General features: G+C 52.2%; 9 protein-coding genes and 1 pseudogene. 6 read left to right on the forward strand and 4 right to left on the reverse strand.

The window, feature by feature from the left end; translation table 11 throughout:
- Window positions 1-2 precede the first annotated feature (2 nt).
- The 3 genes from dnaG to MJZ26_05270 all read right to left on the reverse strand — a co-directional run bounded on the left by dnaG (window position 3) and on the right by MJZ26_05270 (window position 4,780).
- The gene (gene dnaG / locus MJZ26_05260) at window positions 3-2,222 is read right to left on the reverse strand and encodes a DNA primase (protein MCQ2105184.1); all 2,220 of its coding nucleotides are present in this window, start codon (window positions 2,220-2,222) and stop codon (window positions 3-5) included.
- A gap of 25 nt (window positions 2,223-2,247) precedes the next feature.
- Window positions 2,248-3,582 (reverse strand): MATE family efflux transporter, encoded by a 1,335-nt coding sequence (locus MJZ26_05265; GenBank protein ID MCQ2105185.1) that lies wholly within the window; start codon window positions 3,580-3,582, stop codon window positions 2,248-2,250.
- Between the two features lie 88 nt (window positions 3,583-3,670).
- Window positions 3,671-4,780 (reverse strand): DegT/DnrJ/EryC1/StrS family aminotransferase, encoded by a 1,110-nt coding sequence (locus tag MJZ26_05270; GenBank protein MCQ2105186.1) that lies wholly within the window; start codon window positions 4,778-4,780, stop codon window positions 3,671-3,673.
- A gap of 132 nt (window positions 4,781-4,912) precedes the next feature.
- Between MJZ26_05270 and rpsT the strand changes: the two genes are divergently transcribed.
- The 6 genes and pseudogenes from rpsT (at window position 4,913) to MJZ26_05300 (ending at window position 11,705) form a co-directional block, all read left to right on the forward strand.
- Window positions 4,913-5,143: a 30S ribosomal protein S20 gene (gene rpsT, locus MJZ26_05275; protein ID MCQ2105187.1), complete on the forward strand. Its 231-nt coding sequence runs from the start codon at window positions 4,913-4,915 to the stop codon at window positions 5,141-5,143.
- Between the two features lie 343 nt (window positions 5,144-5,486).
- Window positions 5,487-6,074, forward strand: a pseudogene (locus MJZ26_05280) (GTPase domain-containing protein).
- A gap of 381 nt (window positions 6,075-6,455) precedes the next feature.
- A complete protein-coding gene (locus tag MJZ26_05285) occupies window positions 6,456-6,875 on the forward strand; it encodes a roadblock/LC7 domain-containing protein (GenBank protein ID MCQ2105188.1) in 420 nt (139 codons plus the stop codon).
- Window positions 6,876-6,895: 20 nt separating this feature from the next.
- Entirely contained in the window at window positions 6,896-7,357 is a 462-nt protein-coding gene (locus MJZ26_05290) for a hypothetical protein (protein ID MCQ2105189.1), read from the forward strand.
- 5 nt (window positions 7,358-7,362) lie between these two features.
- On the forward strand, window positions 7,363-10,242 hold the full coding sequence (locus tag MJZ26_05295; GenBank protein MCQ2105190.1) for a hypothetical protein: 2,880 nt from the start codon (window positions 7,363-7,365) through the stop codon (window positions 10,240-10,242).
- Window positions 10,243-10,328: 86 nt separating this feature from the next.
- Window positions 10,329-11,705 (forward strand): BamA/TamA family outer membrane protein, encoded by a 1,377-nt coding sequence (locus MJZ26_05300; protein ID MCQ2105191.1) that lies wholly within the window; start codon window positions 10,329-10,331, stop codon window positions 11,703-11,705.
- 65 nt (window positions 11,706-11,770) lie between these two features.
- Here the strand turns inward: MJZ26_05300 and MJZ26_05305 are convergent, their stop codons facing one another.
- A complete protein-coding gene (locus MJZ26_05305; protein MCQ2105192.1) occupies window positions 11,771-12,424 on the reverse strand; it encodes a PorT family protein in 654 nt (217 codons plus the stop codon).
- Between the last annotated feature and the right edge of the window lie 165 nt (window positions 12,425-12,589).

The raw sequence follows: 12,589 nt of genomic DNA on the forward strand, positions 1-12,589 counted from the left end.
GCCTAGAAGCCCATGTCGTCAGGCTCGTTAAATCCGCCGTCGTCGTAGGAGTACGCTTCTTCGTCGGGCGGCTCCTCATCGCTTGGAGGAATTTCTGAGCCGTCGGAAATAAAACCGTCTTCCATGCTTTCGGGCGGAACTTCCATCATTTCTGGAGGCATTTCGGGAACGTCCATGTCTTGTTCCTGCGCGAAGGAATTCTGCATGGCAGGCTTCTGTGAGGCGGGCATGGGGCTTGCCGGAACCGTGCTTGCGGGAGCCGAACTTGTTTGTGCTGAATAGGGCTGTCTATAGCTTGCGTACATGCCTTCTCCGAAGGCTGTTCCTTGGGAGGCTCCGGGAATGGCTGCCTGGAACATGATCAGTCTGGACTTGCTCTTGTTAACCTGGTCGATAAAGATGTTAATATCGATCTTGCCGGTGTTCAGCATAACGCTCAGCTTGTCGATTCCTTCCACGAATTTCAGCATCTGCATGCGGATGTTGACGCCGTCCTGGGAATCCAGCGGAATAAGCTTTTTCTGGCGGTCACAGACCTTAGAAGAAAGAACCGTCAGCGTCTGGTAGAATTCCTTGACTGCCTGCAGGTCGCTCCATTTTTCGTCGGGAAGTCCTTCGATGAAGACCTGTATCTCGGGCGATACGTTTTCGTAGAGCAGTTGCGGGGAGACATAGCCTGTTTCGGAATACAGCGCAATAATGCTGTTGACGAACTCGTCTACAATGGGGGATTCAAACATCTGGATGCCGCTGGTAGCCCATTCCATGTCAAAGTAGACTACGGCGTAGTTCATCAACGTGGGGGTTCGTAGCAGCAGGTTGGCAAAGCGAATCTCGATGGGGGAGATGGCGTGCCATGGTATGGTTGCCGCAGGTTCTACGGCAACGGTGCCGTTTTCCGGTACGGCCGGTTTCTTGCGCTCGGGCTTTAAGGCCTTTACTTGTGCCAAGGAACGGTCTGTGTTGAATCGCTCTGAAATCAGTTTCAGGTACTGGTTCTGCAGTTCGCGATCGGCGATGCTCTTGACCAGTGACTTTGTATAGTTGACGAAGTCGGCGCGGGTCTCGGGGCTTTGCAGGTTGCGCTGTCTTGCCAGGTAGCTCAACCAGTCTTCCGCCTGGGTCAGGGCTTGCTTGAAGGCGTCTGCGCCCTGTTCGTTTACGAAGTTGTCCGGGTCGATCTTGGTGCCGTCCGGTCGGGACAAGGCAAATACCTTGGGTGCGATTCCCTTGGGCAGTACAATCTCAAGGCTGCGCAAGGTTGCGTTCTGGCCGGCGGCATCGCCATCAAACACCAGATAGGCGGTCTTGGCGTAGCGGGCCAAAATGTTGGCGTGGGTCTCCGTCAGGGCGGTGCCGGATGCCGCCACCACGTTGGTAACTCCACCCTGGAAAAGGCTGATCATGTCGAAGTAGCCTTCCACGATAATGACCGCGTTCTCCTCGGCGATACTTCGACGGCTGTGGTAAAGCCCGAATAGAATGTCGCTCTTGTGGTAGGTGGCGGATTCCGGGCTGTTCATGTACTTGACGGGCTTGAAATTCGGATCCTTGTTGTCGCTGAGGTCACGGCCGCCGAATGCGACAATGACTCCGGACTGGTTCTGGATGGCGATCATCAGGCGGTCGCGGAACTTGTCGGAGATGCCTCCGTTTTCCTTTTCCTTGGCAAGGCCCGCCTTGACGCAGTCTGCAGGGGAGAATCCGTTCTTGACAGCGAATCCGATAAAACCTTCACGACCGGCAGGAGCGTAACCGATGTGGAACCGCTTGCGGGTCTCTTCCGTAATGTGGCGGCTGTTCAGGTAGGCCTGGGCCTTTTCGCTTAGGGTCAGCTGCTGTTCAAACCATTGGCAGGCCAGTTCGTTAAGCCTGCGGACCATGCCTCGTTCTTCCTGTTCCTCGGTATTTTCCTTGGAGTCCAGTTTCGGCAGGGCAAATCCAGTAAAGTTGGCAACCCATTCCACCGCTCCCTTGAAATCCATTTTCTCATGTTCCTGGACGAACTTAAATACATCGCCAGCAGCACCACAGGCAAAGCACTTGTAGATGCCTATGGTAGGGTTCACGTTCATTGACGGGGATCGGTCGTTATGGAATGGGCACACTCCAAGAAAACGTCCATTTCCGGAACGTTTCAACGGCACAAAATTCTCAATGACGGTTGCAATGTCCGCCTGAGATTTTAGCTGTTGGATGATTTCGTTAGAGTAAAATGCCACGGGCTAACAAGATAGAAAAATCCGGTTAGACCACGGCCTTGCTTTTCCATTTTCCGCTGCGCCAGCGGTAGTAATTGGCGATAGAACGGTAGAATTCATCGGCTGCCATGCCGAGCCAAAGACCGGGGAGGCCAAGGTCCAAAACGAAGGCGAGGAACAGGGCTGTGGCTACACCCAAAGTCCACATCATGCCACTCCCCACAATGGCGGGAAACTTGGAGTCTCCAGAAGCGCGGAGGGATGTTGTAATCACGAAGTTTACTGCCTTGAAGGGCTGTACCGCCACATCGCACCAAAGGCACATCTGGCCTAGGGCAATGACCTCGGGATTGTCCGTAAAGACGCCAATGAGGTGAGTACCGCAAAGTGCCATGATTACAGACAAAATAAGTCCGCTAATGCAGCTGATGAGAATGGTCTGGTGAACACGCTGGTCGGCGGTCTTGAATTCCTTTGCGCCCACCAGGTGGGCCACAAGAATCTGGTTTCCGTTACCGAGGCCGCTCCCGAGAATTACAGACAAGGCGGCGAAGTTCCCGGCGAATACTCGGGCGGTCATGGCCAGCGTTCCGATGTGTGCCACCATGGCGGTAATGAACACGTTGAACAGCTGAAAACTGATGGGTTCCGCTGCAGCAGGAAAACCGATGCGGATCCAGTCGGGAAGGATGATGCGGGAACGCTTCAGGTCGCGGCGGTGGGTCTTGTGCTGAGCCTTGTAGCGCAGTACACACCAGAGAATAGCGGAGGAAATCAACCAGGAAAGTGCAGTTGCCAGGCCAACGCCCTTGGCTCCCATCTTGGGAAGCCCAAAGAGGCCTTCCAGGAAGATGTAGTTCATGATGGCGTTGCTTACGATGGTGATGGTGTTTCCGATGAGGTTCCAGACCGTAAGACCGTGGGTTGCCACAAAGGCGGTAAGTGAAGACTGCAGGGCCCTGAATGCAAAGCCGAAGGCTACCACGGACATGAACTGCTGGGCGAACATGACCGGGTCTCCCTGAAGGCCCATCCACAGGGGGATCTTGCCGGACAGGGGGATGATGATGACGGTCAGAAGAACGCCCAGAAGAAGGCTTCCGAAAAGGACCATGGTCTGGGTGGAACGGGCGTGGCTGTTCTGCTCTGCCCCGATGTACTGGGAGGCAATGCTTGCGCCAGCCTGGGCGAACGCGTTAATGGCTGTGAACAGGGCGGCAAGGACGGGCATCAGGGCTCCAACGCCGGCGGCAGCCTCTTCGGAGGTGCGTGACAGGAACCAGCTGTCCATCATGGGCTGGATCATGTTCACGGCGAAGGTGAAAATCAGCGGCCATGAAAGGCTGAGCAGTGAGCGGTCTTTGACTTGTTTCCCTTGCATGGGCCCAATTTTAGCAATTTTGGGTAGGGCTTGTGCAGTGTATTTTCTGCTGTTTTGTTTTCGCCTGTATACGGAATGTTATGCCTGGTTACAGGACCTGAGACAGCTTCGAGATAATCTGCTCTACGTCGGTAAAGGCGCAGACAGGAAGGCTGATTGCCTTTTGTGAAGATTCCTCGGCTGCAGGTGTTTCTCCATGGCCCTGCTCCATGTTTTCAAAGCAACTCTGGCTGCTGAGGGTGGCAGGGTAGTGAATGCAGTAGGGAATGTCTGCCTTTTTCAGCTGTTCTATGAAACCCTCGCGATTGTCTACGAGGAGGGTATACTGTGCGTAGGTGCTGGTGTTGCCTGCTGCGGTGGTCTGGGGCTCGAATCCCAGGATGGCACTGAAAAACTGGTCGTACTTTAGGGCGTTCTGCCGGCGGACGTCTAGTTCCTGATCCAGGTGTCTGAGCTTCACCCTCAGGATGGCTGCCTGTAGGGCGTCCAGACGGCTGTTCATGCCGATAATCTGGTGTTGGTAGTGCCCTTTGCTGCCGTGGTTTGCCAACATCCGGATCTTTTCCTCCAGTTCTCCGTTGCTTGTAAACAGGGCGCCGCCGTCTCCGTAGCATCCCAGGGGCTTGGTGGGGTAAAAACTGGTGATGGCGATGTCGCCAAAGGAACAGGCGGGCGTTCCGCACTGGGTGGCGCCGAACGCCTGGGCGGAGTCCTCGATAATCCAGAGTCCGTTTTGGTCTGCAATTTCGCGAAGTTCCTTATAGGGGGCGCATTGTCCAAAGAGATTGACCGCGATAATGCCCTTGGTTCGGGGGCTGATCCGCTTTTTTACGCTGTCGGGGGAAATCTGCAATGTTCTGGGGTGGATATCCGCAAAAACGGGGGTGCCGCCTAGCAGTGCTACGCTTTCCGCCGGGGCGATAAAGGTGAAATCCGGGACGATGACCTGGTCGCCAGGCTTTAGACCCAACGCCATGAGTGCAATCGTCAGGGCGTCGGTGCCGCTTCCGCAGGTCACGGTCTTGACTGGTTTTGCCTCTTTTTTCCCTTTTTCTAGGTAGGCGGAAAGTTCTTTTTCTAGATTTTGAACCTGTAAACCGCCTATAAAGCAGCCGCTGTCCAGTACCTCTTTCTCGATTTTTTCGAGTTCTTCTCGGTAGGTATTTCGCTGTTCTGGCAGGTTTACGAAGGGAATCATGGATTAAAAAGTAGAAATTTTTAACCACCCCTTGAAATATTTCAAACTTTTACTAACTTTGAGCCAACATTTTTAAGTAGGTTTTCACCCGGAGATAATAAGGTGCCTCAACACAAATCTTGCAAAAAGCGTTTGCTTCAGGCCGAAAAGGCCAATGCCATGAACCGTTCTACCCGTTCCGCCATCCGTACCGCTCTCAAGGCTGTACGTTCTGCTTCCACCAAGGAAGAAGCCCTCAAGGTTATGCCGGAACTGTTTAGCATGTTGGACAAGGCTGCTGCAAAGCATCGCGCTGGCTTCTGCGCAAACCGCGCTGCCAACTACAAGGCTAAGGCCGCTAAGGTCATCAATAGCCTCGCTTAATTCTTAAGCGCAACTGCTAGTTGAAAAGATTGATGCCAGTACACGTATGTGTACTGGTGTTTTTCGCGTTCTTGGGAATGTGCTTGTTTTGAACTCCTGCCGCCAAAGAGGATCTTGCGACATCCTGAAGTTGCGACATCCTGAAGTTGCGTCATCTAGAAGCTGTGGCTTCAAAAAGTTGCGGCTTCAAAAGTTGTGATTTCTAGAAATTTCCTATTAGGCAAAATCTATTCCCAGTTGGATTGGAATTATGCCCTTTTGGGGCTGTTTTTTAGCTTTTTGGCGAAAAATGAGGGATTATTTTTACTAGATTAGGTCATATAAGAAATGTCAAGGATTAGTAATGTCTTCGATTAATTTTGCTACTCGTGAAATAAGTTGTAAGGTTGTTTATTATGGCCCGGGTCTTAGTGGTAAGACCACCAATTTGCAGGTGATCCACCAGAAGATGCCTCAGGACAAGCGTACCGACATGGTGTCCCTCGCTACTGAAGGTGACCGTACCTTGTTCTTCGACTTTTTGCCTTTGAACCTCGGTGATATCAAGGGCTTTAAGACTCGATTCCAGCTCTATACCGTGCCTGGTCAGGTTTACTATAACAGTACCCGTAAGTTGGTGCTTCGTGGTGTAGATGGCATCGTTTTTGTCGCAGACTCCCAGCGTTCCCGTCAGGCCGAAAATATTGAAAGTCTCCAGAACCTTCGTCAGAACCTCCAGGACTATGGCATGGATTTGGATGATATGCCGTTCGTTCTTCAATACAACAAGCGTGACATGGACAATGTCTTTACCTTGGATGAACTGAATGCGGAACTCAATCCCCGTGGAATTCCGTTCTTCCCGGCAACCGCCCATAATGGTAAGGGCGTGGTTACTACCCTCAAGACCATCGCCATGTTGGTGATTGAAAAGTTTAATGTGAAGCAGGGTTTCTTGCATCAGGCTGCTGCCAATGCAAACAATTCCGGCGTTCACGATGTTTCCTTGACTAAGGAAGGTGTTTCTGTTAAGGCCGCACCGGCTGTGCCGCCCCAGCCTGCTCAGCCTGCATCTCCGTTTAGGATGCCGTCCTTTGCTGCCAAGCCTCCTCAGGCCGGTGTCGCAGGTCAGCCTGCCGGTGCTGGTCTGTTCCAGAAGGGAGCTACGTCTTCCCCCTTCGGTCGCCCCCGTGCAGCTACGACAGTTCCTCGTATGCCGACCTTTGGTCGTGACGTCGCCAAGACCAATAACGAGGCCGATGACGAAATCGAATTGCGTCCGTACGTACCCAAGAAAAAGGACTAGTCTTTAGCAAGTTTAGGAGCATGCAATATGAGCGATTTTACCATTTATTCTGATGACGCTGAAAAGGTCCGCCGCCTTATGTCTGCCTACCAGGCAAGCGTTAAGGCCGAGTATATCGTGCTTTGCCATCGCGACGGTTCCATTATTGCCGAAGTTGGCTCCCTTGGTTTGGACGCCACTCCTCTTGCTGTGCTTAGCACTGCCTCCTTTGACTCTGCAAGTCAGGTGGGCCTGATGCTCGGAGGCGAAACGTTCAACTCCGTTTCTTACACCGGCGAGAACCGTTCCATCTACATTACTCCGGTGGACCAGGCCCTGCTGTTGGTCCAGATTTTCCCGGACTCCAAGCTTCCGAACCGTATCGACGACTTCAATCGTCTGCTGGTCGAAAAGCTTAGGGATGCGGTTCCTGCCTTTACCCAGAACACTAGCCGACTGGTTCGCTAGTCTGGTCTATCGGAGCGTCTGTGTCAAGACTTCCTCCGCTGCGTAACTTACGCAAGACGACGATCGTTGTTATCGCCGTTTTCCTTGGGTTTCTGATTCATAGACTTGTGGTCATTTACATGGGTGATGAAGTCATTCGTGATTCCGTGGATGCGGAACTGACCCTGGCACAAAGTGTTGTCTGTAGTCATATCGTTAATGGTTCTCCCTTCGGCGTAGACAGTGTCTTCGAAGAAGGTACCCGACTCTACTATTATTCTACGGTTTCATCTTCGGCACTGTTGGATGGTGATACCTTGATGCATATCTGGTTCAATGGCCTTGATACGGTGCAAAAGTCCGTGTGCAGCCTGACCCAGGATATTTGCCATACCACCATCGTTCCCTCCTTGCTTAAGCCTGGTGAATGGAGCGTTGATCTCATTGCCGGTCGAAAGCTTTTGTCGACTCGGCAGTTTATTGTAGAACCTATCCATAGGTAAAGTTTATGTCCCGACATCTTGGTTTGGGACTTTTTTTACTTGCGGTCTATGCCTTCGGTATGGACGTGGATTCCTTGCCGGTTTGGAATCCGGCCATTCTAGCTCATGGCGGAGTAACTGCCGCGGAACCAGATACGGCTTCGAGAAGGGATTCCCTGGAAACCCACGGTTACAAGACCATGCAGATTACGGTGGGCGACGGCGGGACCCAGGTAGACCAGGAACTTCGCCTTTCCATACAAGGTAAACTTACCGATAGCGTTTATATTGACGCCTTACTTTCGGATGTGGGCCGACGCGCGGGAGACCAGACTACGGCGACCCTTCGGGAGGTTGACCAGATTTATTTCAGGGTGGAATCCCCTAACGCGTTCTTGCATCTGGGTGACTTGACCTGGGTCGATGAATCTATGGGGCTGTATTCCATGGAACGAAGTTCCCTCGGCGCCATGGGTGGTGTCAGGGGAAATTTTGCAGGTGGATATTCCCAGGTTCGTGGCGTCGTGGGTACTGACGAAGTGGAACATTTTTCGCGGACGGTTAACGGAGTCAGCGGTCAGCAGGAAGGCTATGCCATGGATCCTTCCGGCGGCTACGTTGCCATTGTTCCTCATTCCGAAACGGTTTGGCTGAACGGACACAAGCTGCGCCGAGGCCTCGATTACCAGGTGAACTACGCTGGCGGTCTTCTTGACTTCAAGGGCTCCGTTGTTCCTTCTTTCGATGATGAAATCCGCGTGGAGTACGACGCTTACGAGAACGACAACATCTTTACCTTGTATGGAGCCGCCGCCAGCTATAGGCATCCTAACCTGTACCTGGACATTTCTGGTTTTCGCCTGGAAAATGATGTGGATCGCATGAAACGCGGAACCTGGACCGACGAGGATTATGCCCTACTGAAGTCCGACAAGGGCGAAGCTTTTGTTCGCGATGATTCCCTTGGTGCTTTGAACAGGCCCAAGCGCTATGAACGTTTTGGCGCCCGCATGCAGCTTCAGCAGAATAACCAGTTCTACGGGGATGTAGAAATCGCGATGAACCGTGAGGATTCCAATACGGTGGCAGACAAGGTGGACGGCCCTCAGGGAAAGGCTGCCCGATGGTTTGTAACCACAGACTCTACAAGGGATCTGAAGCATTTCCCCTTGGCGATGTCCGTCTATGGAAATCGTGTGGAGCAGGGCTTTGACATACTTGAAAATCCTGGTTCCGACATGGACTGGAATACCTACGGATTGCGGGATGACTGGGATTTGGCCTATGGGGACAGCGCGTTTATGGATGATGACTTGCTTCATGACGAATTTGCCTTGAGAATGCGTCTTGGCGCAGGCTGGTTCGCCGGAGCCTCCTGGGGTTATCGCCGCAATGAGGACGAATCCTGGAATTCCTCGAGAGGAGACATTTCCTTGACTCACAGGAATTCCGCTGCGGTAAGCCAAATTGACCTGATTCGGGTTGCAAGCCAGCAGAACCAAACTATGGAACGTTACCAGGCTACCGCCCGATCCGAATTCCTCCAGGGTTTTATTCGACCCTTCGGGAATGGCGACATCCGGTACACGCAAATCGATGATGATTCCCGCCAGGATGAGGTTGTCTACGGCCGCTCAAACGGTGGGGTAGGGTTCTTCTTTGACCGCGGTGAAATTCGAGAATCTGCCGGCGGCCGCTTTGCCAAACATCGGGGGGATTCCTATGGCGATGACTGGTCGGACTCCCTGAAGGCGGCAACTTGGCAACAGCAGGTTACTTGGAATAGCAGGTTTTTCACCGTAGAGCATCTTCTGCAGTACGAACATGTCCGTCGGGATTCCTCTGATGACGAAAGCAGCTGGCTTGGGAACTTGAATAGCCGTTTCGGTTCCGAGAATGCGGGCTTCCACGGGACGGTCGCCTACAAGCTGGGCCTTACAGAGGAACAGATCTATACGCCCATCTACAAGCAGGTGGCGCCTGGTACCGGTGACGTCAGGTACGATAGCCTTACCGCTTCCTACATCGAGGGCGTAGACAACGGTGACTTCGTTTACGAGGGCATGGGACGTAACGATTCCGTTGGCGCGGTCCGTGCATCGGAGGCTAGCTTCGGCACGGAACTTCGCTTGAATCCGGGCCTTGTTGCAGGCGTTCGTAACGGCATCCTCCGGGACATTACCTTGGGCGCGTCCTACGATGGGGAAGGTAGCGATACCACGGGCAAGACCTTGTATTTCCCGCCGGTAACGGTGGCTGAACTCCGTAAGATTACGTCGGGCCGCATCGCCGTCGGTGGCCTTGTGGATTGGCAGCATCCTTCGGGCGCTTCCCTTGCCTATAAGCCGGTCGCGGAGTACATCAAGCGACTTTCCTCCATATCCTACTTCGAGACCACCTTGTCTCACGAAATCGATGGCGGGTACCACATCAATATGGATCATTTCGTTGGGGCGGATTTCCTGACTCAGGACGTGGAACTTTCCGCCCTCCAGAAATGGAACTGGAATATCTACGATGGATCTCTCAGGTACCGCTTTGATTTTCTGGATGGATTCTTTGTGCAGCCTCTGGGCCGTTATCGCAACGGCTCCGGCTCCGACGATACCAACCTGGATTTTGACGCAAACCTTTGGGAAGCCGCACTACGACTGGGATACAACAAGTTGAACAAGGTGAATACCTACGGAAACTTCTCAGTTATTCAGGTGGATAAGGATGGCCTTATGGTTCCTTACCAGGTAATGAACGGCTACGGCGAAGGACGTACTTATAGGTTTGAATATTCCTTGTCTGTGGATATCAATGACTTTATTTCCCTTGGTGCTTACTATGTTATTCGATTTGGTAATTCCGAGGAAAATGTTTTCCAGAAACTGACCATGGAAGGGAAGGCGTATTTTTGACAATGAAGGATGAAGGATGAAGGATGAAGGATGAAGAATGAATGACTGATAACTGAAAACTGATAGCTGATAACTGATAACTAATAATGAATAAATGGTTTTGGACATACGTGGTTGTGCTTGTGACTTTTGTCGCAACAGTCTTTGCTTCCGAGGACTGTCGTGTTCAGCGTATTGTCTGGTCTGGGGATCATTCCGAGTCTGACGAGTCTGTGATGGCGCCCTTGGTTGGCGAACCATGTGAGGCCTGGAAAATCAGTGCGGCAAGATTGCAACGAGACTATGAGAATCACGGATTCCTTGGAGCAAAGGTTTCTGGTGAAATGGATTCTACGGGAACCCTGTTGCTGCAAGTAGAGCGTGGCGCCGCCTACGTATGGGCGGGGGCTGTGAATCTGGATTCCTCGGGAACCAAGCCGGAGGTTTTCCAGAAACTGAGCGGCCTTAAGACGGGTGACCTTGTTAGCCCGCAGGATCTTGAACGCTCCCAGCGGAAACTTGCGCGAATGGGCTATTACGAGCAGACTGCCGATGTAAAGATGTTCCGTGACCCGGCAAGGAACCGCATTGTTCCCGCGTTCCGCATGAAGTCGGCGGCCATGTCTGCGGCAGAAGTGCTGCTGACCTACTCCAGCGACGGAAACCAGTGGGAAGGCCTTGTGGACGTGAACCTATACAACATTCTGGGAACAGCAAGAGACCTGGAACTGGAGGGCTTTACCGGCGAGGAATCGCGACATCTGCAGGGAATGTACAAGGAACCCTGGATTTTCGGTACGGAATGGAACCTGCTGTTCCGCGGTTTCTTTGACGAAGATTCCTCGGAACGTGAAGCCTACGGGGAAGTGGGTGTTTCCCGCGATATTGGCTTTGACTTTAATGTGGCTGTATTCCTGGGCCTCTCAGAGACGGAAAAGCGAACTTCCTTTGAACTGTCCTACGTTTCGCTGGACCGTTTTGTACTGCCTCGCAGCGGCACCCGTCTGAAAACTTCCGTGGTATGGAACATGGACCGCCCGGATTCCCTGGATAATTACTTGAAGGTCCGCGGTTCCATATCTCATTATGTGCCTGTTTACGGAAACTGGATCGTTCGTGCCGGCGGTCAGGCGGGCGGAACCTTCGCCACGGATGCTGACCTTGCTCGAAACGATATGTTCGCCTTGGGCGGTATGGATGACTTCAAGGCCTTGGATTACCGCTTTATGCGAACTCGCGCTTATGGCTTTTCGGAATTCGCCTTGCTTTGGCAGGACGGTTATGACTTGAGTATCGAAGGATTCTACACGCCCGGCCTTTATCGCGCGCTTCGCCCTGGTCACGGCTGGAAACGTGAACAGGAATATGGCCTCGCCTTTACCCAGTATCGCAAGAACTGGAGCGTCAACTTCTACTATGCCCTTCGCAATGGCGAAAGCTACCTGGACGGAATTGTAGGTGTGGGCGTGAAAACGCTGTTCTAAAATTGGAAAAGAAAAAGGCTTGAGTTTTCCACTCAAGCCTTCTGCATACTCGAAGGTTGATAATATTAGAACCAGTAAGTTACAGTAAACTGCATCTGGTAGTTCTGAATATCGATTTCGTAAGAACCGAGGGGGCCGAGATCGATGTCGTCAAAGACATTGGTAAGACCGAGGATGTAGCGGAAGCCTACGTCAATGTTCGGGGAAACATCGTAGCCGAGGCCGAATACCAAGCTGAATTCAAAAGTATTCTTCTTGTACATGTCGTCGAGGCTGCTTGCTATGCTAGATGCTCCGTAGCCATAGTCATAGTCGTCCCAACCATAGTCGTCATCATCTTCATAGAGACCGCTGCTAGAAACATCCCAGGAGCCAGACAGGATTAGGGCAATCTGCGGACCAGCTTCTACGTAGAGGTTCATGACTGGGGTATAGTGGAAGAGAACGGGAACGTCAATGGCCCATGCGGTGTAAGAAACATCGTCGTTACCAACGCGACGCAAGTCTAAGGTGACTTCGGGAATTACAGATGCCTTTTCGGAAAGAGCAATCTTTGCTGCTGCGCCAGCGTTAAAACCAACGCTCATACCGCCGGTAGTGCCTTGTTCGGTACTCATCCAGTCGGTAAGGTTAATTGCTGCATGTCCACCAAACTGAATGTTCTGTGCGCTGGCGATAGATGCTACGCAGGTTGCTGCTACTAGAAGTTTCTTGAACATGAGTTCTCCTTGGTTGATTTGATAAGCAAAATATGATTGAAATGGGCTCTTCATCAATATGTGTGGGTGGCTTCGCCACCCTTTTTTGTTGACTTTCGCCTAAATTAAACAAAAAATGGCTCTTCATCAACATGTGTGGGTGGCTTCGCCACCCTTTTTTGTTGA

This window comes from Fibrobacter sp. (assembly GCA_024398965.1).
Taxonomy (GTDB): domain Bacteria; phylum Fibrobacterota; class Fibrobacteria; order Fibrobacterales; family Fibrobacteraceae; genus Fibrobacter.

Excerpts from the sequence above, each read along its gene's own strand:
- MJZ26_05265 (MCQ2105185.1), bottom strand. The coding sequence starts at position 3,582 with ATGCAAGGGAAACAAGTCAAAGACCGCTCACTGCTCAGCCTTTCATGG.
- MJZ26_05270 (MCQ2105186.1), bottom strand. The coding sequence starts at position 4,780 with ATGATTCCCTTCGTAAACCTGCCAGAACAGCGAAATACCTACCGAGAA.
- MJZ26_05285 (MCQ2105188.1), top strand. The coding sequence starts at position 6,456 with ATGAGCGATTTTACCATTTATTCTGATGACGCTGAAAAGGTCCGCCGC.
- MJZ26_05295 (MCQ2105190.1), top strand. The coding sequence starts at position 7,363 with ATGTCCCGACATCTTGGTTTGGGACTTTTTTTACTTGCGGTCTATGCC.
- MJZ26_05300 (MCQ2105191.1), top strand. The coding sequence starts at position 10,329 with ATGAATAAATGGTTTTGGACATACGTGGTTGTGCTTGTGACTTTTGTC.
- MJZ26_05305 (MCQ2105192.1), bottom strand. The coding sequence starts at position 12,424 with ATGTTCAAGAAACTTCTAGTAGCAGCAACCTGCGTAGCATCTATCGCC.